At 63.8% G+C, this 21326-nt stretch carries 17 protein-coding genes; 5 read left to right on the top strand and 12 right to left on the bottom strand.

The genetic code is table 11. The features are described 5' to 3' along the window. Window positions 1-114: 114 nt before the first annotated feature. Together IEX24_RS05935 and IEX24_RS05940 are read right to left on the bottom strand one after the other, a co-directional pair. Window positions 115-2619, bottom strand: a complete 2505-nt coding sequence (locus tag IEX24_RS05935; protein ID WP_188675236.1) for an ATP-dependent helicase — start codon at window positions 2617-2619, stop codon at window positions 115-117. Window positions 2620-2688: 69 nt separating this feature from the next. After that, the gene (locus IEX24_RS05940; protein ID WP_229715126.1) at window positions 2689-3789 is read right to left on the bottom strand and encodes a glycerophosphodiester phosphodiesterase family protein; all 1101 of its coding nucleotides are present in this window, start codon (window positions 3787-3789) and stop codon (window positions 2689-2691) included. 128 nt (window positions 3790-3917) lie between these two features. Between IEX24_RS05940 and IEX24_RS05945 the strand changes: the two genes are divergently transcribed. Beyond that, the gene (locus IEX24_RS05945) at window positions 3918-4712 is read left to right on the top strand and encodes a Bax inhibitor-1/YccA family protein (RefSeq protein ID WP_188675238.1); all 795 of its coding nucleotides are present in this window, start codon (window positions 3918-3920) and stop codon (window positions 4710-4712) included. Window positions 4713-4804: 92 nt separating this feature from the next. Here the strand turns inward: IEX24_RS05945 and IEX24_RS05950 are convergent, their stop codons facing one another. From IEX24_RS05950 to guaB, 10 genes are all read right to left on the bottom strand, one after another. Further along, complete coding sequence (locus IEX24_RS05950; RefSeq protein WP_188675241.1) at window positions 4805-6787, bottom strand: ABC transporter ATP-binding protein; 1983 nt, start codon at window positions 6785-6787, stop codon at window positions 4805-4807. Next, entirely contained in the window at window positions 6784-8520 is a 1737-nt protein-coding gene (locus tag IEX24_RS05955; RefSeq protein WP_188675243.1) for an ABC transporter ATP-binding protein, read from the bottom strand. Before IEX24_RS05955 ends, IEX24_RS05950 begins: the two co-directional genes overlap by 4 nt. Next, the gene (locus IEX24_RS05960; RefSeq protein WP_188675246.1) at window positions 8517-9113 is read right to left on the bottom strand and encodes a TetR family transcriptional regulator; all 597 of its coding nucleotides are present in this window, start codon (window positions 9111-9113) and stop codon (window positions 8517-8519) included. The genes IEX24_RS05955 and IEX24_RS05960 overlap by 4 nt, the downstream gene beginning before the upstream one ends. A 122-nt stretch (window positions 9114-9235) precedes the next feature. After that, a complete protein-coding gene (gene guaA, locus IEX24_RS05965) occupies window positions 9236-10789 on the bottom strand; it encodes a glutamine-hydrolyzing GMP synthase (RefSeq protein WP_229715174.1) in 1554 nt (517 codons plus the stop codon). Between the two features lie 70 nt (window positions 10790-10859). Then, complete coding sequence (locus IEX24_RS05970) at window positions 10860-11309, bottom strand: DUF3817 domain-containing protein (RefSeq protein ID WP_188675249.1); 450 nt, start codon at window positions 11307-11309, stop codon at window positions 10860-10862. Between the two features lie 26 nt (window positions 11310-11335). After that, complete coding sequence (locus tag IEX24_RS05975; protein ID WP_188675252.1) at window positions 11336-12169, bottom strand: SURF1 family cytochrome oxidase biogenesis protein; 834 nt, start codon at window positions 12167-12169, stop codon at window positions 11336-11338. Continuing rightward, entirely contained in the window at window positions 12166-13581 is a 1416-nt protein-coding gene (locus IEX24_RS05980) for a cation:proton antiporter (RefSeq protein ID WP_188675256.1), read from the bottom strand. Before IEX24_RS05980 ends, IEX24_RS05975 begins: the two co-directional genes overlap by 4 nt. Before the next feature lie 3 nt (window positions 13582-13584). Further along, on the bottom strand, window positions 13585-14115 hold the full coding sequence (locus tag IEX24_RS05985) for a cation:proton antiporter regulatory subunit (protein ID WP_188675259.1): 531 nt from the start codon (window positions 14113-14115) through the stop codon (window positions 13585-13587). A gap of 126 nt (window positions 14116-14241) precedes the next feature. Continuing rightward, the gene (locus IEX24_RS05990) at window positions 14242-15360 is read right to left on the bottom strand and encodes a GuaB3 family IMP dehydrogenase-related protein (protein ID WP_188676475.1); all 1119 of its coding nucleotides are present in this window, start codon (window positions 15358-15360) and stop codon (window positions 14242-14244) included. 43 nt (window positions 15361-15403) lie between these two features. Continuing rightward, window positions 15404-16906 (bottom strand): IMP dehydrogenase, encoded by a 1503-nt coding sequence (gene guaB, locus IEX24_RS05995; protein WP_188675262.1) that lies wholly within the window; start codon window positions 16904-16906, stop codon window positions 15404-15406. Window positions 16907-17172: 266 nt separating this feature from the next. Here guaB and IEX24_RS06000 point away from each other — a divergent pair, with 266 nt between their 5' ends. Genes IEX24_RS06000 through IEX24_RS06015 form a run of 4 tightly spaced genes read left to right on the top strand, consistent with a single transcriptional unit; the run spans window position 17173 to window position 21282 of the window. Continuing rightward, window positions 17173-18489, top strand: a complete 1317-nt coding sequence (locus tag IEX24_RS06000; protein ID WP_372435705.1) for a branched-chain amino acid ABC transporter permease — start codon at window positions 17173-17175, stop codon at window positions 18487-18489. Window positions 18490-18501: 12 nt separating this feature from the next. Continuing rightward, window positions 18502-19491, top strand: coding sequence for a branched-chain amino acid ABC transporter permease (locus tag IEX24_RS06005; protein WP_188675265.1), 990 nt, complete (start codon window positions 18502-18504; stop codon window positions 19489-19491). After that, window positions 19481-20485, top strand: coding sequence for an ABC transporter ATP-binding protein (locus IEX24_RS06010; protein ID WP_188675268.1), 1005 nt, complete (start codon window positions 19481-19483; stop codon window positions 20483-20485). The genes IEX24_RS06005 and IEX24_RS06010 overlap by 11 nt, the downstream gene beginning before the upstream one ends. Then, a complete protein-coding gene (locus tag IEX24_RS06015; RefSeq protein ID WP_188675271.1) occupies window positions 20482-21282 on the top strand; it encodes an ABC transporter ATP-binding protein in 801 nt (266 codons plus the stop codon). Before IEX24_RS06010 ends, IEX24_RS06015 begins: the two co-directional genes overlap by 4 nt. The last annotated feature ends 44 nt before the right edge of the window (window positions 21283-21326 follow it).

Below are 21326 nucleotides of genomic sequence, written 5' to 3' on the forward strand. Positions count from 1 at the left end.
GGCGCGCGACCTCTCAACAACCACCGCGGCGCGTTTGGCACGCCACTCATCAACAACCACCGCGGCGCGTGTAGCGCGCCACTCATCGACCGCCGCCGTGCATCCGCTCGCGGGTCAGATCTTCTCGATAGGAGCGATCTTGATCAGCAGCTTCTTCGAACCCGCCGCGTCAAACGCCACGTGCGCCACACGTTTCGTGCCTTCACCCGTGACCGCGCTCACACGCCCCTCACCGAAATCGGCGTGCCGAATTCGGTCGCCCGCTTGCAACTCGAGGTCACCGTTGTCTCGCACCTGCGCGGTGACCCGGTTGGGCCACTCCACCTTGGCGCGGGGCAGCCCCGCACGGTCTTGGTCTCTGAACGAGAGCGAATCGCCCGAACGAATGGCACTGCGCGAGTTGTACGAACCCCCGCCGGGCCGGTTCGAGTTCAGCGCCCGGGGCTGCGTGCCACCGCGCGAATTGGCCATGCCCGGCGACTGCTTCCAGTCGATCAGCTCGGCCGGAATCTCTTGCAGATACCGACTCGGCATAGCAACGGCCGTCTCGCCGAACTGCGCCCTGGTCATGGCCAGCGAGAGGTAGAGCCGCCGCCTGGCCCTCGTAATGCCCACGTAGAACAGCCGCCGCTCTTCGGCGGGGCCGCCCGGCTCCGACGCCGACATGCGGTGCGGCAGCAGGTCTTCTTCGACCCCAGTGAGAAAAACCGCCTCGTATTCGAGCCCCTTGGCGGTGTGCAGCGTCATGAGCGACACCGTTCCGCTCGAGTCGTCGAGTTCATCCACTGCAGCCACCAGCGAAACCTCGGTCAAGAAGTCGAGCAGGCCGCCCTCGGGGTTGTTCTTCTGAAACTCCTTGGTGACCGCCACGAGCTCTTCGACGTTCTCAGCCCGTGCTTCGTCTTGCGGGTCACGGCCCGCTCGCAGGGTCTGAACGTATTTGCTGCGCTCGAGCAGCAGAGTGAGAATCTCTGAGACCGTCGCCGCGCCGTCTTCGCGCTCAGGGTCGAGCATCTCCGTCGCCAGGTCGAGCAGGTCGGCCAGGTCGAGAATGGCGCCGGTCACTTTCGGGCCGAGCCCCAGTTCGTTGGCGCGCCGCATCGCGTCTCGGTAGCTGATGTCGTTGTTCTCGGCGAACACCGCGAGCGCCGTCTCGGTGGCGGGCCCGATGCCGCGTTTGGGCGTATTGAGAATGCGCCGCAGGGCGAGGGCATCGCGCGGGTTCGCGACCGCGATGAGGTAGGCCAGAACGTCCTTGATCTCGGCGCGCTCGTAGAACCGCGTGCCACCGAGCACTCGATACGGCACCGCCGACCTGATAAAGATCTCTTCGAGCGCTCTGGTCTGTGCGTTGGTGCGGTAGAACACCGCGATGTCTTTGTAGGCCGTTCCCGAATCGCGTAGCTTCGCTATTTCGTCGGCCACGAACTGCGCCTCGTCGTGCCCGCTGTACCCCGTGAAGCCGGTGATCTTGTCGCCGTCGCCGATGTCGGTCCAGAGTTTTTTGTCTTTGCGGTCGAAATTGTTCTGAATCACCGCGTTGGCGGCGGCGAGGATGTTCTGGGTCGAACGGTAGTTCTGCTCGAGCAACACAACAGTGGCACCCGGAAAGTCGCGTTCGAACTCGACGATATTGCGAACATCCGCACCCCGAAAGGCGTAAATGGACTGGTCTGAATCGCCGACCACCGTGAGCGACGCCCCCGGCAGCCCCGCCGTTCGGTGACCCGAACTCGCAGCCTCTGCTTTGTTGGCCTCGGGCACCGGCCGGGTCAACTCGTGAATCAGCGCGTATTGCGCGTGGTTCGTGTCTTGGTATTCGTCGACCAGAATGTGCCGAAAACGCCGTCGATAGTGCTCGGCAACGTGCGGAAATGCCCGAAACAGGTACACCGTCTGCCCGATGAGGTCGTCGAAGTCGAAAGCGTTCGCCGCGTTCAGGCTGCGCGTGTACTGCCGAAAGATCTGCACGAACAGCTCTTCTTGCGGGTCGTTGAAATTCGCCGTGCGCGCATAACTATCGGCGTCGGCCAGCTCGTTCTTGAGCTTCGAGATCTTGCCCGCGACTCCGGCCACGGTGAACCCGTAGGTGTCTGCCTGCAGATCTTTGATGATGCGCTTGATGAGTGTGCGCGAATCGTGCGAGTCGTAAATAGTGAAGCTCTTCGTGAACCCGAAGTTCTCGGCCTCGCGGCGCAGAATTCGAACGCACGCGGAGTGAAAAGTGGAGATCCACATGCCCTCGGCCACCTGCCCGAGCAGCGCGCCCACCCGTTCGCGCATCTCGGCAGCAGCCTTGTTCGTGAAGGTGATGGCCAGAATCTGGCTCGGCCACGCCTCGCGGCTCTCGATCAGGCTGGCGATGCGGTGTGTCAGCACGCGGGTCTTGCCCGAGCCTGCTCCGGCGACGATGAGCAACGCGGGGCCACGGTACTCGACGGCCGTGCGCTGCTCGGGGTTCAGCCCGGCGAGCAGCGGATCTTCGTCGACTCCGCCGTCACGGGGGCCGCCGTCACGCCCGTCGGAATGGTGGCCGTCTAAAATGATCGGCACACTCGACGGCCGGCCCGCGCCAGCGCGCACGGCGGTTCGATCGTGTGATTCGTTGAGCGTGGTCATGTGGCCTCAATTCTACCCGCCGCCCCCGACACCGGCCCTCAGCTGAGACCATCCTCTGCAGGCACTCTCTCAGTGCTCGGCCAATTCGCCGCGCACGGCGACCGCGACATCAGGATGATCGGCGAATACTCCGTCGACCCCGCTCGCCATGATCGCCCCGAACTCCGCCTGCCACCCTCCCCACGCCGCCGGGTCGGCGCCCACCCGAAACCGTTTGTCGAGAAACTCGTTCTCTGGTCGCAGAGTCCAGGTGAACACTCTCAGCCCGGCGTCATGCGCGTGCCCAACGAGCGCGTGCCCCACGAGAGAGTCGCCGGCGTCGCTCGCGCCAGCGGAACCCGACGCGTCGGCCGCCGCTGGCGAGTCGCCTCTAGCCAGCAGAAGCGACTTCGGCACGCTGATGCCATCGAACCCCTCGGCCGCCACCTCAGCGACCCCCTCCCGCGTCAGATACGACGCATAGCCGCGGGCACCATCGCCCTCCTCGGCAACGAGATCGGCCGGCGCACCCGTCTCCTCGACCAGCAACACGCTCGCGCCCCAAACCCCGAGCGCGCGAACCCGCTTGAGCGCCGTGGGCTCGAAACTCTCCACCACGAGTCGGCCATCACCCCCGTTCCACCCCGCCGCGCTAACCTCGGCCGCGAACAATTCGGCAAGCGGCAAGCCGAGGCGCCCGAAGTAGTGGGCGTGCTTCAGTTCGGCGACGATTCCGAGCGGCCGCTGCCGGGCATCCGTCGCCCGATCGACCAACGCGAAAAGGTCAGCGAGCCGCAGAATACCGAACTGCCCGTCGAAGGCGGCACTCGAAGGCCGTAGGGCAGGCAGTCGTTCGACGCAGCGCAACGTCTGCAACTCGGCCCAGGTGAAGTCTTCGGTGAACCACCCCGTGAGCGCCTCTCCGTCGACGGTCTTGGTGGTGCGGCGGGCTTCGAACTCCGGATGCCCGGCCACGTCTGTCGTGCCCGAAATCTCGTTCTCGTGGCGAACGACGAGCACCCCATCGCGCGTCGCCACCACGTCGGGCTCCACGAAATCGGCCCCGAGTTCGAACGCGAGTTTGTAGGCTGGCGCCGTGTGCTCGGGGCGGTAGCCACTCGCACCTCGGTGCCCGATGACGAGGGGCCGCGCATCCACTCGCCCGACTATCGACGACCCTGAATCACCCACGCCAACAGCCTACGGCGAGCCCCAGCGAGGGCACAGGTGGCTCATTGTTAACGTTCGCGAACATCCAGCCAACACCTGGATTTCGCCGGTAGGTTTGTAGCACACGGTTTTACTGACACGAGGACTCCATGGCTATCGAGAACCCCGCATTTTCGCGTAACCCCGCCTTCAGCGGCAAAGCGCCGACCACACCGGTGGCGCCGATTTCGGCTGACGGCCTGCAGCAGATGTACGACGCCCCTGCGGCCACACCGTCACAGACCGGGCGCATCAGCTACGACGACGTGATCGTGAAGACCGCGCTGAACTTCGTGGTGCTCGTCGCTTTCGCTGCGGTCGGCTGGAACATTCCCGCCCTCGCGCTGCCCGCCGCGCTGCTCGGCTTCGGGCTGGCCATGATCAACATCTTCAAGAAGCAGCCGTCACCGCCGCTGATTCTGCTGTACTCGGCGCTCGAGGGCCTCTTCATCGGCGCCATTTCGGGCGTGTTCGAAGCTCGCTACCCGGGCGTGGTCGTTCAGGCCGTCATCGCCACCATCTGCGTGTTCGCGGTGACGCTCGTGCTCTTCGCATTCGGCAAGGTTCGCGCCTCGAAGCGTGCTACGAAGATCTTCTTGATCGCCATGGTCGGCTACATCGTGTTCTCGCTGGTCAACGTCGTGCTGATGCTGACCGGCCTCAACTCGAACGCGTTCGGGCTGTCGAGCGCCACGATCTTCGGTATTCCGCTCGGCCTCATCTTGGGGGTGTTCGTCACGATTCTCGCGGCCTACTCGCTGGTGCTCGACTTCGACCAGATTCAGCGGGCCGTCAAGGCCGGCGCCCCGCGCAACCAGAGCTGGTCGGCAGCGTTCGGCCTCGTGGTGACGGTCGTGTGGCTCTACCTCGAGCTGCTGCGCATGTTCGCCATCGTGCGCAATTAGCCCTCACTCAGATCACAAAAATCGCCCCAAACTTCGTTTTTTGGGGCGTTTTTTGTGATCCCTGCGGCATGCGGCGGGCAGGCCAGACGCGGTCAGTCGGTGATCGCCGCCGCGAACTGGGCGTTGTAGAGGTTCGCGTAGGCGCCCCCCGCGGCGAGCAGCGACTCGTGCGTGCCCTGCTCCACGATGTGCCCCGACTCCATCACGAGAATCAGGTGGGCATCCCGAATCGTCGACAGACGGTGCGCGATCACGAAGCTCGTGCGATCTGCTCGCAGCGCCGACATCGCCCGCTGCACCAGAACCTCGGTGCGCGTGTCGACCGATGACGTCGCCTCATCGAGAATCAGCACCGACGGCTTCGCCAAGAACGCCCGAGCGATGGTGATGAGTTGCTTCTCACCGGCCGAAACGTTGTCTGCCTCGTCGTTCAGCACCGTGTCGTAGCCGTCGGGCAGCGAGTGCACGAACCGGTCGACGTAGGTCGCCTGTGCCGCCGCGAGAATCTCTTCTTCGGTCGCAGACGGGTTTCCGTAGGCGATGTTGTCGTGAATCGTGCCGCCGAACAGCCAGGTGTCTTGCAGCACCATTCCGGTGCGGCTGCGCAGATCATCCCGAGTCATCGTTGAAATGTCGGTTCCGTCGAGAGTGATGCGACCGCCGTCGAGCTCATAGAACCGCATGATCAGGTTGACCAGCGTGGTCTTGCCCGCCCCCGTCGGCCCCACGATCGCCACGGTCTGCCCCGGCAACGCGGTGAGCGAGAGGTTCTCGATGAGCGGCTTGTCGGGGCTGTAGCTGAACGACACGTTCTCGAAGACCAGGCGGCCTTCGTCGTCGGCCGGAGTCGCGGCAGGCGATGGGTCGGGCGACTGGTCGTCGGCATCGAGCAGCTCGAAGACCCGCTCGGCCGAGGCCACGCCAGACTGCAGCACGTTCGCCATCGACCCCAGTTGCGTGAGCGGCTGCGTGAACTGCCGCGAGTACTGGATGAACGCCTGAACGTCTCCGAGACTGAGCGACCCACTGGCGACCATCAGCCCGCCGACGACGGCGATGGCGACGTACACGAGGTTTCCGACGAACATCATGGCCGGCATGATGATGCCCGACACGAACTGCGCGCCGAAGCTGGCCGTGAAGAGTTCGTCGTTCTTCTGCCGAAACACCTCGTTGATCTCGCGGTGACGCCCGAAGACCTTCACCAGGGCATGCCCGGTGTAACTTTCTTCGATCTGCGCGTTGAGTGTTCCGGTGTGAGTCCACTGCGCCACGAAGAGCTTCTGCGAACGCCGGGCCACCACCGTGGTGATGACGAGCGTCAGCGGAATCGTGACGAGCGCAATGAGCGCCAAGAGCGGCGAGATGATGAACATCATCGTGATGACACCGATCACCGTGAGCAGTGACGTCATGATTTGCGAGAGCGACTGCTGCAGGCTCTGCGAGATGTTGTCGATGTCGTTCGTGACGCGGCTGAGCAGCTCACCGCGCGGCATGCGGTCGAAGTAGCCCAGCGGCAGCCGGTTGATCTTCTCTTCGACGTCTTCACGCAACCGGTACACCGTGCGCTGCACCACACCGTTGAGCAAGTACGACTGCATCCAGCTGAACACCGACGAGAACACGTAGATGGCCAGAACCACCAGCAGAATCATGCCGAGCTGGGTGAAGTCGATGCCCTGACCGGGGGTGAAGGTGACGCTCTTCAGCAGGTCTGCCTGTTGCGACTGCCCGGCTGCATCCAGCCCGGCGATCGCCTGCGCCTGTGTGGTTCCTGTCGGAAACTGCTTCGACAGGATGCCCGCGAAGATCACATTCGTGGCATTGCCAAGCATCTTCGGCCCCAACACCGACAACGTCACGCTCACCACGGCGAGCAGCGTCACCACCACAATCAGCATGCGCTCGGGGCGGAGTCGGCCGATCAGCCGCTTCGCACTCGGCCCGAAGGCCTTCGACTTCTCGGCCGGCATGCCTGCCCCGCCGAACGGGCCACCACCGCCAGGCCCGCGCCTCGCGGGCGGGCGCGGTACGGCCGGAGCCTTTTCAATGGGCTGCGCTTCGTCGCTCATGCTGCCTCCTCGGCTGTGAGCTGCGATTCCACGATCTCTCGGTAGGTTTCGCTTCTGTCGAGCAATTCACTGTGGGTGCCGCGATCGACGATGATTCCGTCTTCGAGCACGAGTATCTGGTCGGCGTCGATGATCGTCGATACGCGCTGGGCGACCACGATCATGGTTGCGCCCTGAACGTCACGCCTCAGAGCTCGCCTCAGCCGGGCATCCGTCGCCAGATCGAGAGCAGAGAAGGAGTCGTCGAACACGTAGATCTCGGGGCGTTTGACCAGCGCTCTGGCGATGGCCAGACGTTGCCGTTGACCGCCCGAGACGTTCGTGCCGCCTTGGGCGATGGGCGACTCGAGCCCGAGCTCCATCTCTGACACGAAGTCGCGGGCCTGCGCGGTCTCGAGAGCTGCCCAGAGCTGCTCGTCGGTCGCATCGGGCTTGCCGTAGCGCAGATTGCTCGCGACGGTGCCCGAAAAGAGATAGGGCTTCTGCGGCACCAGACCGATGCGCCCCCAGAGCAGATCGGGGTCGAGATCGCGCACGTTGATGCCGTCGATGCGCACCTCGCCTTCGGTCGCGTCGAACAGGCGCGGCAGCAAGTTGACGAGTGACGTCTTGCCTGAACCGGTACTGCCGATGATGGCCGTGGTCTTGCCCGGCTCGGCTACGAAGGTCAGGTTGCGCAGCACGGGAAAGTCGGCACCCGGGTAGGCGAAGCTCGCATTGTCGAGCTCGATCAGCCCGTGCTCGCTCAGGTGCGTGACGGGCGCACTCGGCATGACCACCGACGAAGGCGTCTGCAGTACCTCGGTGATGCGGTCAGCGCAGACGGATGCCCGGGGAATCAGAATCGCCATGAACGTCGCCATCATCACGGCCATCAGAATCTGCACCAAATATGTCAGAAACGCCGTCAGCGTGCCGATCTGCATCGACCCGTCGTTGATGCGGAACGCGCCGAACCAGAGCACGGCCACGCTCGACACATTCATCACCAAGAGCACGGTCGGAAACATCAGCGCGAAGAGCCGCCCGGCCCGCAGCGCGGTGTCGGTCACCTCGCGGTTGGCCACGGCGAACCGATCGGTCTCGATGCGCTCACGAACAAAAGCCCGAACGACGCGGATGCCCGTCAACTGCTCGCGCAACACCCCGTTCACCTTGTCGATGCGCTTCTGCATCAGGCGGAACAACGGCACCATGCGAACCACGATCAGCGCGAGCACAACCAGCAGCACCGGCACCGCGACCGCGATGATGCCCGAGAGCGGCACATCGAGCGAGAGCGCCATGATGATGCCGCCGATGGCCAGAATCGGCGCGCTGACAAGCAATGTGCAGGTCAGCAGCACGAGCATCTGCACCTGCTGCACATCGTTCGTCGAGCGCGTGATCAGCGACGGAGCCCCGAACTGCGACACCTCGCGCTCAGAGAACTCGCCCACGTGAGTGAACACCGCGAGCCGCAGATCACGGCCGAGAGCCATGGCGAGCTTCGCGCCGAAGTACACCGCGATGATGGCGCACACCACCTGCGCGAGCGTGATCATCAGCATCAGCCCGCCGATGCTCAGAATGTAGCCGGTGTTGCCGGTGGCGACGCCGTTGTCGATGATGTCGGCGTTGAGAGTCGGCAGATAGAGCGAGGCGATGGCCTGCGCCAGCTGGAAAACGACGACCCCCACAATGAGCCGCCAATGCGGCTTCACATAGGTGCCGATGAGGCGAAGGAGTTTCATGCGTGGCCTTCTTTCATGATGCCGTGCAAAACGAAATCGGTGAGAGTGTCGGTGTCGATGGGCGAATCGCCGATGACGTGGGGCAGCGACGCCGAAAGCGCCACCATGCGAACGAACTGCGAAATCCGCTCGCCTGTGAACCGGAGCTGTGCTTCTTCGCCGTCGAGCAGATCGACGACGCGCAGCACAAAGTCGCTATTGGCACTGTGTTGGGGTTTTTGTCCGGCCAGGCCCAGCGCGTTCATCAATTGAAATATCGTCACGAAACGATTGTGCATCAACTCGATGAGCCTCCGCACCTTCGCTTCGAGCGGCAGCGTGCGGTCGATCGCCCGCATGTCACGCCTGAACGGCTCCGGATCGAGGTGAGCCTGAACCGCCGCGTCGATCAGCTTCTCTTTGTCACCGAACGCCCTGAAGATGGTGCCCTCGGCGATTCCGGCCGCCGCGGCGATCTGCGCGCTGGTCACCTGACGCCCATGCTCCATGAGCAGCGGCGTCACAGCCGCGATGATGGATGCCCGGCGATCCTCCACCGGCATGGGGCTGGCCCGCCCACTCTTCACCGCCGCCTGCGCCTCAGAAATCGCCATGCCGACACTGTAACTGAGTGAGCACTCACTCAGCAATAGGTGGAGATCTCCATTTCACTCACAAGCACCTTATTCGGCGGAATGAGGTGCTTCTGAGTCACATGGATTGGACGCGTGAGCGCCTACTCCCACTCGATGGTGCCCGGCGGCTTCGACGTCACGTCGAGCACGACGCGGTTTACGCCGGCGACCTCGTTCGTGATGCGGTTCGAGATGCGCGCCAAAAGGTCGTACGGCAGGCGCGTCCAGTCGGCCGTCATGGCGTCTTCAGAAGAAACAGGCCGCAAGACGATCGGATGCCCGTAGGTACGCCCATCGCCCTGAACCCCCACCGATCGAACGTCGGCGAGCAGCACCACGGGGCACTGCCAGATCTCGCCGTCGAGCCCCGCGGCGGTGAGCTCGGCCCGCACAATCGCGTCGGCCGCCCGCAGCAGCTCCAGCCGCTCGAACGTCACCTCGCCCACGATTCGAATTCCGAGCCCTGGCCCGGGGAACGGCTGACGCCCCACGATGACCTCGGGCAGCCCGAGCTGACGCCCAATGGCCCGCACCTCGTCTTTGAAGAGTGTGCGCAGCGGCTCGACGAGCGCGAACTGCAGATCTTCGGGCAGCCCGCCCACGTTGTGGTGGCTCTTGATGTTCGCGGTGCCGGTTCCGCCGCCCGACTCCACGACATCGGGGTAGAGCGTACCCTGCACGAGAAACTTCACCGGCTCACTCGCCGCGTCGGCCGCGGCCTCGAGAACGAGCGCCTCGGCTGCCCCTTCGAAGCTCCTGATGAACTCGCGCCCGATGATCTTGCGCTTCTGCTCGGGGTCGGTGACGCCGGCGAGAGCGTCGAGAAACTGCTCACGGGCATCCACTGTCACCAGGCGAACGCCGGTTGCAGCAACGTAGTCTTCTTCGACCTGACGGCGCTCGTCGGCGCGCAGCAGCCCATGGTCGACGAAAACGCAGGTGAGCTGGTCACCCACCGCTTCGTGCACCAGCGCGGCGGCTACCGCCGAGTCGACCCCGCCCGAGAGCCCGCAGATGACCTTGCCCGAACCCACCTGCGCACGAATCGCGGCGACCTGGTCGGCAATCACGTTGCCGCTGTTCCAGTCGGCCGGTATGCCTGCAGCGGTATGTAAGAAGTTCTCGAGCACGTTCTGCCCGAACTGGGTGTGCTTCACTTCCGGGTGCCACTGCACACCGTACTGCTGCTTCGCGTCGTTCGCGAACGCGGCAACGGGGGTGGATGCACTGCTCGCCACCACCGTGAAACCCTCGGGTGCCTTCGAAACCTGGTCACCGTGGCTCATCCACACCGTCTGGTCGACGGGCTGGCCGCCGAGCAGCACTCCCCCGTCGCCCGTAACCGCCATGTCGGTGGCGCCGTATTCACGCAGCCCGCTGTGCGCCACCTCACCGCCGAGGGTCTGCGCCATCACCTGAAAGCCGTAACAGATGCCGAGCACCGGAACACCGAGGTCGAAAATCGCGGGGTCGAGCCCAGGCGCGCCCTCTTCGTACACGCTCGACGGGCCGCCGCTCAGCACGATTCCCACCGGCGACTTTGCCGCAACCTCGGCCGCGGTGATGTTGCTCGGCACGATCTCGCTGTAGACGCTCGCCTCGCGCACGCGTCGCGCGATCAACTGCGCGTACTGCGCACCGAAGTCGACGACCAGAACCGGGCGAGCGGGCGACGCGGGCGCTGAAACTGACGCTGACGCTGACGGAGAAACTGACGCTGACGGGTTACTGATGGGTTGCCTCCGCGGTTCGGGTTACAACGGCAGCCTCACGGCCAGCCAGGTACGCCCTGATCTCGCGCGCCGTGCGGCCCTCGAGAAAGAACGAAAGAAACGGAATGACGCCGCCGAGAGCCAGCAGCAAGAAGCGGTTGAAGCCCCACCGCATGCGAGACCAGACCTGAAAGCACGAGAACAGGTACACCACGTAGAACCAGCCGTGCACGATGAGGATGCCCGTAGAAAGGTTCACACTGGTCACCGTGCCAACCGGCACGAACGCCAAGAACCCTTGCGGGCCGCCCAGCTCGACCTCGACGCCGATGGGGGTGTACTTCAGAATCATCTCGAGGCACAGCAGCAGCAGCAAGGTTCCGGTGATGATGGCGCAGACCTGGTAGAACTTCAGGGCCGAGCGAATGCGCGGAAAGTCCTTCTGTTTCGGCTCGAGGGGCATGACGTTATTCTACCTTTCGCAATGGTTCAGCTCTTCGCAGAACCCGGGCCAGGGGCGGCATACGCCTCTTCGAGTTCGGCCTCTTCTGTTTCGCGCTCCCACTCGTCTTTCACCAGTCGGTACCAGAAGAAAATGGCCGCGAGCGCGAAGATGACCCATTCGATGGCGTAGAAGATGTTCAGCCAGTTGAGCTGTGTGGTGCGCTGCGGTACCGGCGAGTCGATGGTCGTCAACCCGGCGATGGGCGTCTTTGCCACAACGTAGCCGCCGAACACAGTGTCGGTGTCGGAATAGTCTTTCCACGTGTTGATCTGCTCGGCCACCGACATGCCCGACGGCACGTAGGCCGACGAGGTCTTGCCCTGCGGGTCAGCCGGGCTCGTGCCGTCGGGGCCGACGTACCGGCCCACGAACGGTTCTGAGACGAACGTCGACGTCGCGTTCAGCTGATCGACCACAGACTCGGCTTGCGAGAGAGTGGATGCCCAGCCGAGCGCCACCGCAGCGTTGGTCGACGACGCCGAGCCTTGGGCCACATCGAGCTGGAGCCGGCCGACCACCCAGTACCCCTCGACCCCGCCGTTCAACCGCGACGAGACGATGGAGAAATCGGGGGCCACGAGCGAGCCCGTCGCACTGACCATCTGCCCGTCTTGATCTTCATACGTCGGGCCGCCCGCCGTTGCGAGTTGGGTCAGCGGTTCGACGGTTTCGGTGGTGGCGCTCAGGCTCGGCCCGTTAGAGGTGACGGCGCGCGAGAGTTGCCACTGCCCGAGAGCCGCGAAGATAGCCGCGATGACAAGCGCGAGAATCAGCGCCCGAATCCATTTCGGCCGCCGCATCACACTGAAGATGGTCAATACTCGTCGTCTTTCGCACTGGCGTCGATCTGGTCGGACTGGCTGTTCGCCTGCTCCACAACCCGATCAACATACTCCTTGGTAGCTGGGTTCTCGCCGGGTTCGAGCCCCGCGGTAGCCGCTTCGACGAGCGCGATCTCTTCGGTGCGCATCGCATCACGCGGCCGTGCCCCATCTCGTGCAGCGGCAGCGCGCTTCTTTTTCTTCGTTCCGAGCAGAATTCCGCCGATTTTGTCTGAATTCGACGCGATAATCGGCCCTACAACCGCCATCACCAGCACATAAAGCCCGGCGAACGACTGTATTCGGGGGTCGAGCCCCGCCGCGAGTGCCAGGGTCGCCAAGATGAGAGCAAACTCACCTCGGTTCTGCAGAATCACCGTGGCATTGATTCCCGCCTGCACCCCGAGCCCGTTGAGTTTCGCGACGAACTGGCCGGCGAGGATGTTCAGAACCATCGTCATGACCACGGCGCCGAGCACCGGCCAGATGACCTCGGGAAAGGTCGCCGGGTTCAGCGCGAGCCCGAAGTTCAAGAAGAAGAAAGCGCCGAACACGTCACGCAACGGAATCGCGATGGTCTCGATCTTGTTGCGGTACCGGGTCGCACCCAGCACAAGGCCGATCAAGAACGCCCCGATCGCATCCGTCACACCGAGAATCTCGCCAATGCCACCGAACATGATGGCCAGGCCGAAGAACAGAATCGTGAACAGCTCGTCGTCTTTGGTTCGAAAGAATCGAGACACGACCCGGCCCCCGAAACGGGCGACCGCGAACATCGTCACCAAGAACAAGAAGGCGATGCCGAGCTTCAGAATCACCGGCCAGATGGCAGTTTCGCCGCTCAACACGACCGAGACGATGGCCAGGTAGATGGCGATGAAGATGTCTTCGACCACCGTCACACCCAGAATCATGGGTGTCTCGGGGTTGGCGAGGCGGTTCAGCTCGATCAGCAGCTTCGTCACGATAGCGCTCGACGACGTGGCCGTGATGCCCGCGATGATCAGCGCTTCACGGGTGCCCCAACCCACCATGAAGCCGAACGCGAACCCCGCGATCATATTGATGGCGATGTACGAGCCGCCCGAAATGATCAGTTTGCCCGCGTTGGAGAAGAACTCGTCTTGATCGAACTCCAGCCCCAGGCTGAAGAGCAGCATGATGAGCCCGAACACCGCGATGAGCGCAATGTACGAGTTGTTGTTGAAGTCGATGGGAAAGAGGTTGAAGTGCGGGCTCGCTAGAAGCCCGACCACCATGTAGATGGGAATCGCCGGCAAGCCGATCATCTTGCCGAGTCGGCCTAGAACATAGGCGATGACGAAGAGGATGCCCAGAACAAGCAGGTCTGGGCCGAGGTGAACGACCCCGCCAGAATCAGTCGCGGCCGCAAGTGCGGTCAGCATCGCCTACCCCCCGGGTGGCGCGTCGACAGCGCTCTTGGTCTTGTAGTGGCCGGTGCGAAAGAAGTTGAACACTTTCGCCACCTTTTCGGGTGAACCGGCGACCACGAGCGTGTCACCGGGAAAGACCTTGAAGTCTGAGGCCGGGGCCGGGTTGGCCGATTCGCCGCGCACGACGGCGACCACAGTGACACCCACGACTCCGCGGTCAGCCGGGTCGCCGAGTTCTTGACCGGCGATGTGGTCTTCATAGTCGACCGTGAACCAGTCGATGCTGAGCCCGGGAATCTGGTCGAGTGCGGTCAGCGACTCGGTGATCTGCGTGCCGCCGAGCAGTTCGGCGAGAGTGCGGGCCTCGTCTTCGCTGAGCCTCAGCGATACCTTGTTCGATTCGGCACCGTCTTCTTCATCGGCGAACGTGATGAGGTCGCTGTGGCCCGAGCGATGAGCGATGACGCCGACCTTGCCGCCATCGTCTGTCACAAAGGTGTGCAACACACCCACCCCGGGCAGTTTGACCCGTCGTACATCAACCATGACTGATCTCCCTGACTGTGCTCATACCGATTGTGCTCATGCGTGATTTTCTGCCCTTCTATTCTACCTGAGGGCTTTCACACACCACCCGGCTGATGATCAGCCGGAACAGCTATCGAACAGCAACTAGCGCGAAGCGTACGGCGCCACAACGACCTCGATGCGCTGAAACTCTTTGAGGTCGCTGTAGCCGGTGGTCGCCATCGAGCGTCGCAGCGCTCCGATGAGATTCGCGGTGCCGTCGGCCACGGGTGACGGGCCGAAGAGAATCTGCTCGAGCGGCGCAACAGCACCCACGTGAACGCGGTTGCCGCGAGGCAGTTGGGAGTGGTGTGCTTCGGGGCCCCAGTGGTAACCGCCACCCGGAGCATCCGTCGCCCGGGCCAGCGCAGTGCCGAGCATCACGGCATCGGCGCCAACCGAGATGGCCTTGACGATGTCGCCCGAGGTGCCGAGGCCCCCGTCGGCGATGACGTGCACGTAGCGGCCGCCCGACTCGTCGAGGTAGTCACGGCGGGCTCCGGCGACGTCTGCCACCGCGGTGGCCATGGGCGCGTGGATGCCCAGGGTGGCGCGCGTGGTCGAAGCCGCACCCCCGCCGAAGCCCACAAGCACCCCGGCAGCACCGGTTCGCATCAAGTGCAGCGCCGCGGTATACGTGGCAGCCCCGCCCACGATGACGGGAACGTCGAGTTCGTAGATGAACTTCTTGAGGTTCAGCGGCTCGACGGTCTTCGACACGTGTTCAGCTGAAACGGTGGTGCCGCGAATGAAGAACAGGTCGACGCCGGCGGCGACCACTGTTTCATACAGCTCTTGGGTGCGCTGGGGTGAGAGCGCGCCGGCGACGGTGACACCGGATGCCCGAATCTCTGCCAGGCGTGCGGTCACCAGCTCGGGCTTGATGGGCTCGGCGTAGATCTGCTGCATGCGAACCGTCGCGCTTTCGGCCGGCAGCTGCTGAATCTCGGTGAGCAGGGGCTCGGGGTCTTCGTATCTGGTCCAGAGGCCCTCGAGGTCGAGCACGCCGAGGCCGCCGTGGCGACCCATGGCGATGGCGGTTGCGGGCGAGACCACCGAGTCCATCGGGGCGGCGAGCACCGGAATCTGAAACTGGTAGGCGTCGATCGCCCAGCTCACCGACACGTCTTGGGGGTCACGCGTTCGCCGAGACGGAACCACTGCGATGTCGTCGAACGCGTAAACCCTACGGCCTCGTTTCGAGCGGCCGATTTCTCTTTCCATACTCACCCGCCAATACTACCGGCGGGCGAGTGACACTCGATTTCTAGCGGCGGTAGTTGGGGGCTTCGACGACCATCTGAATGTCGTGCGGGTGCGACTCTTTGAGCCCGGCAGCGGTGATTCGCACGAACTTGCCGCGCGCTTTGAGTTCGTCGACCGAACGTGCGCCCACGTAGAACATCGACTGGCGAAGGCCGCCGAGCAGCTGGTAGGCCACGTTCGAGAGCGCCCCGCGGTAGGGCACCTGGCCCTCGATACCCTCGGGAATGAGTTTGTCATCGCTCGGCACATCGGCCTGAAAGTAGCGGTCTTTCGAGTACGACGTCTTTTCGCCGCGCGTCTGCAGCGCACCGAGCGAACCCATGCCCCGGTAGCTCTTGAATTGCTTACCGTTGACGAACACCAGGTCACCCGGGCTCTCGTCGCAGCCGGCCAGCAGTGAGCCGAGCATCACGGTGTCGGCCCCAGCGACCAGAGCCTTCGCGATGTCACCCGAATACTGCAAGCCGCCGTCGGCGATCACCGGGGTGCCGCTTTCGCGCGCAGCGAGCGATGCTTCGTAGACCGCAGTGACCTGCGGAACCCCGACCCCTGCAACCACGCGGGTAGTACAGATCGAGCCGGGCCCGACCCCCACCTTGATGGCGTCGACGCCGGCATCGATGAGCGATTGCGCTCCCGACCGCGTTGCGACATTGCCACCGATGATGTCGACACCGGATGCCGCGGGCTCAGCCTTCAGGCGACGAACGATGTCGAGCACGCCCGCACTGTCACCATTGGCGGTGTCGACCACCAAGACGTCGACACCGGCATCCACCAGAGTCATCGCGCGCTCCCACGCATCACCGAAGAACCCGATGGCCGCGCCCACACGCAGGCGGCCCTCTTCGTCTTTGGTGGCGTTCGGGTACTTCTCGCTCTTGTCGAAGTCTTTCACCGTGATGAGGCCGCGCAGCTTGCCCGCCGCGTCGACCAGGGGAAGCTTCTCGATCTTGTACTGGGCGAAAATGGCCACGGCGCCGTCGGGGTCGATTCCGACTGGTGCGGTGATGAGCGGAGCCTTCGTCATGACGTCGGCGACGCGAGTGGTGCTCTTCTCCCACGACGACACGAAACGCATGTCGCGGTTGGTGATGATGCCCACCAACACGCCCGACTCGTCGATAACGGGCAAACCCGAGACGCGGAATTGCGCACACAGCAGATCTGCCTCGGCAACGGTGGCATCAGCGGTGGTGGTGACCGGGTTCGTGATCATGCCCGACTCGCTGCGCTTGACCGTGTCGACGTTGGCCGCCTGGTCTTCGATAGACAGGTTGCGGTGGATGACCCCGAACCCGCCTTGCCGCGCCATGGCTATGGCCATGCGGGCCTCCGTCACCGTATCCATCGCCGATGAAAGCAGCGGTGCAGAGAGTGAGATGCGCTTGGTCAGACGCGACGTCGTGTCTGCTTCACTCGGGATGACGTCGGTGTGGCCGGGCAGCAGCATCACGTCGTCGTAGGTGAGCCCGATGAATCCGAACGGGTCGTTCTGTTCCATGTAATTTCTCTCTCCGCGCGCATCTTAACTACCGTGACAATTCTAACGGCGTGAACCGGCCTCATATTCCGTAGCCGTCTGAAACACGACCGTCACAAACGCCTTATAACGTAAGCTCACTTGCAACTCGAAGCACCCAACGTTGTGTGCTCGCTCCCGGAGGTTATGACTTGACGACACTCGTAGTGCCGCGAAGGCCCGACGGCCGCGCCAGACTGTGGCGCCTTGCTGCCACGATCATGCTGGCCATCGTCGCCATAGTGCTGATGGTAAGCCTCGGCTCGTCTTCTGCCCAAGCGGCCACCAGTGACCCGACCCCGGCGGCCACCGCCTCCGCCACGGCGGCGTGTGCGACCGATGCGGCTACCGGCTGCCTTCAGGGCACCATCAAGCTGCCCAGTGGCGACCCTGCTGTCGGCATCAAACTCGCCATCAAGGGCGGCAACCTCGACACCACCATCAGCACAGGCGCTGACGGAAAGTGGAGTCAAGCCATCACCGTTGCCGGGCCATACACGATCACCGTCGACACCACCTCGATTCCCGATGGTGCTGTGCTCGACTCGGCGGCCAAGAACCCCGCGACTGTGACGGGCGCGCTGAACAAGAACACCGGCTTCGTCTTCAAGATCGTCGGGGGCACCACGGCCGCCGACGGAACGACCACTCAGACGCCCGACACCGACACCGGCACGGGCATCACGTTCGACCGGTTCGCCCAACAGTTCGCGTCGGGCATCCGCCTCGGCCTGCTGCTGGCCCTCGCCGCGGTGGGGTTGTCGCTGATCTTCGGAACAACAGGCCTCTCGAACTTCGCCCACGGCGAGCAGGTGACACTCGGCGGGTTGCTGGCGTACCTGTTCGCGAACGTGCTCGGCCTGAACCTCATACTCGCGGCCATCATTTCGGTGGTCATCTGTGCGGCCACGGGGTATTTTCAAGACGCCTTGATCTGGAAGCCGCTGCGGCGGCGGGGTATTGGCACGACACAGCTGATGATCGTGACCATCGGGCTCTCGATCGCGTTGCAGTACACCTACCAATACTTCTTGGGAGCATCCACTGTTCGCATCGACCAGGCGAACCCGGTCACGGTCGATCTGGGGCCGGTGACGCTGTCGCAACAGTCGCTCATTTCGATGGGTATCGCGGTGATCGTGATCGCGCTCGTCGGGTGGGTTCTGGTGCGCACGAGAATCGGGCGGGCCACGCGTGCGGTGTCTGACAACCCCGCGCTGGCCGCCGCCTCTGGTATCGACGTCGACCGCATCATCAGACTCGTCTGGACCTCGGCGACCGCCCTTGCGGGGCTCTCTGGTGTGCTTCTCGGGCTCGTGCTGAACGGCGTGAACTGGCAGACCGGCCTGCAACTGCTGCTGCTGATGTTCGCCGCGATCACCCTCGGTGGCCTCGGCACGGCATTCGGCGCACTCGCCGGCGCCATGATCATCGGCCTCGTCGTCGAGCTGACGAACCTGGTGCTGCCGGGTGACTTCAAATACGCGACCGCACTCGTCATCTTGATTCTCGTACTACTCGTCAGGCCGCAGGGTATCTTCGGGCGCCGAGAGCGCATCGGTTAGAAGGGCTCGATCATGGATCAACTACTGCAAACGCTTTTTGCCATTCTCAACTCGGCCATCTCGCCGCAGACCGCTGCGCTCGCCATTGCGGCCATCGGGCTCAACATTCACTTCGGTTACACGGGCCTGCTGAACTTCGGGCAGGCCGGGTTCATGCTGATCGGGGCATATGGCTTCGCCATCTCGATCATCGCCGGGCTGCCCATCATTGTCGCCATCATCATCGCGCTCGTCGCGGCGCTGCTGTTCGCACTGATTCTGGGCATTCCGACGCTGAAGCTGCGTGGCGACTACCTCGCCATCGTGACGCTCTCAGCCGCTGAGATCGTGCGGATGATCGGGCGGTCGTCACTGCTCACCAACTTCACCGGCGGGTCGAACGGCATCACCGGCAACGAGTACCGCGGGCCCTTCACCGACCTTTCGTTCTTCGGAAACGGGCAGCTCGACCTCGGCCCGTTCAAGTACGACCTCACCGGCTCCAACGGCTGGTGGTTCATCGCCACCGCGTGGGTCATCGTGGGGCTGCTCTGCTTGTTCGTCTGGGCGATCATGCGGAGCCCGTGGGGCCGTGTACTGCGGGGCATCCGTGAAGACGAAGACGCTGTGCGCGCTCTCGGAAAGAATGTCTACAGCTACAAGATGCAGGCGCTGATTCTCGGCGGTGTGATTGGTGCGATCGCGGGCATCGTGTTCATTCTGCCCTCCTCGCTGCAGCCCGACAGCATGGGCCGCTCAGAGACCTACTTCATCTTCACAGCATTGCTGTTGGGTGGTGCCGCCACGGTCTTCGGGCCGGTTCTCGGCGCTATCGTGTTCTTCGCGATTCGGCTCTTCGTTCAAGGAATCGCGGGCCAGTTCATTCCCTCGTCGATCATGAACGGCCAGCAGACGGAGCAGTTCGCGTGGATCGTGATCGGTGTGATGCTCATGCTGGTCGTCATCTTCAGACCGCAAGGTATTCTCGGCAACAAGAAGGAGCTGAGCTTCGATGTCAAGTGATGTGCCCACCACAACCAGCACCATCACCGAAGCCGGCGCGGCCGCCAAGGCCAGCGTTGCAGGGGTCGACGCGGTGCCCGGCGTTTCGAAGCCCGACCCGATTCTGACGGTCGACCACATCAAGCGGCGCTTCGGCGGAATGACCGCCGTCGACGTGAACCACCTCGAAGTGCAGCGCGGCATCATCACCGCGTTGATCGGGCCGAACGGGGCCGGCAAGACCACGTTCTTCAACCTCATCACGGGCTTCGACAAGCCGAGTTCGGCGCCCCGGCTCATCGGTGGCCCGAAGGCCGGTGAGGCTGCAAAGACGACCTTCAACGGCAACGACGTGGGCAACACCGGCGCGACAAAGGTCGCCAAGCTGGGCATGGTTCGCACCTTTCAGCTCACCAAGGCGCTATCGAAGCTCACGGTCATCGAGAACATGCGGCTCGGTGCGAGAGACCAGCCCGGCGAGAACCTATTCGTCTCCGTGATCAAGCCGCTGTGGGCCAAGCGCGAGGCAGAGATCACGGCCAAAGCCGAAGAGCTGCTCGCCCGATTCAAACTGCTCGAGAAGCGCGACGATATGGCCGGCAGCCTCTCCGGCGGCCAGAAGAAGCTGCTCGAAATGGCTCGTGCACTGATGAGCGACCCGGTCATGATCATGCTCGACGAGCCGATGGCCGGGGTCAACCCGGCGCTCACGCAGTCACTGCTGGGGCACATCCAGGCGCTTCGAGACGAAGGGATGACCGTGCTCTTCGTCGAGCACGACATGCACATGGTGCGGCACATCTCCGACTGGGTGGTGGTGATGGCAGAGGGCAAGGTCGTTGCCGAAGGCCCGTCGGGCACTGTAATGGATGACCCCGCCGTCATCGACGCTTACCTCGGCGCTCACCACAACACCGACCTCGGCGACGACTCACTACTGACCGATGAGGTCGCCGAAGAGCTCGCGGCCGAAGTGCAGAACGAAAAGCTCACGGAAGGTGAGACCACAGCATGACCGACACACTCTCCGCCGCAGGCGGAACCGAAACCCGGGTTCCGGTGATGCAGGCGACCGATCTGGTGGCCGGTTACCTGCCCGGCATCAACATTCTGAACGGTTGCAACCTCGATGTGTATCCCGGTGAGCTGATCGGCATCATCGGCCCGAACGGCGCCGGCAAGTCGACCCTGCTGAAGGCCTTGTTCGGTCTCGTCAACGTGCGCTCGGGCTCGGTCACGCTCAAGGGCGAGAACATCACGGGGCACAAGGCGAACAAGCTCGTGCAGGCCGGCGTGGGCTTCGTGCCGCAGAACAACAACGTGTTTCCCTCGCTGACCATCGAAGAGAACCTGCAGATGGGGCTGTTCTTGCGGCCCAAGCTGCTGAAAGAGCGCCTCGCGGCCATCTTCGACATCTTCCCTGTGCTGGCCGACCGCCGCACGCAGCGGGCCGGTTCGCTCTCAGGGGGCGAACGACAGTCGGTTGCCATGGCCCGGGCCCTCATGATGGATCCGTCGGTGCTGCTGCTCGACGAGCCCTCCGCCGGCCTTTCCCCCGTGCGGCAAGATGAGACGTTCATCCGCACCCGCCGCATCAACAAGACCGGCGTCTCCATCATCATGGTGGAACAGAACGCCCGCCGCTGCCTGCAGATCTGCGACCGCGGCTACGTGCTCGACCAGGGCCGTAACGCCTACACCGGCACCGGTCGCGAGCTCGCAGACGACCCCAAGGTCATCGAGCTCTACCTCGGCACCCTGGCCAAAGACGTCGAGGCCGAGTCGGGACCCGAGGCCCCCGGCGCCATCTAGCTCCACGCCCCACCCCGCTCGTTCGAAAGGCCCCGCGCCCCGGT

It is taken from the genome of Subtercola lobariae, assembly GCF_014640255.1.
Lineage (GTDB): Bacteria > Actinomycetota > Actinomycetes > Actinomycetales > Microbacteriaceae > Subtercola > Subtercola lobariae.